Source organism: Arthrobacter sp. GMC3 (assembly GCF_002929305.1).
Taxonomy (GTDB): domain Bacteria; phylum Actinomycetota; class Actinomycetes; order Actinomycetales; family Micrococcaceae; genus Specibacter.
Genome location: NZ_PJIO01000174.1, coordinates 1 through 512, shown reverse-complemented (window position 1 = coordinate 512; position 512 = coordinate 1). Strand labels below are relative to the sequence as shown.

1 protein-coding gene is annotated in these 512 nt (G+C 56.4%); it reads left to right on the top strand.

All coding sequences use genetic code 11. From position 1 onward, the window contains the following. Window positions 1-305: 305 nt before the first annotated feature. Window positions 306-512, top strand: a 207-nt coding sequence (locus tag CXQ94_RS22990; RefSeq protein WP_219817135.1) for a hypothetical protein, incomplete at its 3' end; no start/stop codon positions are given.

Genomic DNA, 512 nt, shown 5'->3' with positions numbered 1-512 from the left:
CTGGACCGCGCTCGCTCTACGCGCCTGCGCAAAGAACCTGCCATTCGGAAGAATCGTAGCCAGAACTCGCCGGGCCGCATCTCTTTGACTCCCAAGTATCCCCCACCTGGCGAGCGCCCAGACCGCCATTATCGCCGCGTACCGACACCCACGAGCACGCTCGGGAGACAGAGCCGCGATCCCAAACTGCCCAATTCGTCCCTGGCATCGCCAACAACCGCTACGCGACACAGATACCCACACACCTCTCACTCCATCCACTCGTAATAGATTTATACGGCATGAGCCCCTGATTTTCATCGTAGGTGGAAAGTGAAAATGACACGTTTCACGAGGGTGGAAAGTCGCTGGAGGCCCCGCCGTTTCTGGCTTTAACAGTTTCCACACTCGCCGAAACAGGCGCTCACTTTCCACCCTCAGCAATGAATGTGGAAAGTGCGGCTTTCCACTGTGGAAAGTCAGAGTGGAAAGTCGCTGTATGCCTCGTCGTTGCTGGCTTTCATAGTTTCCAG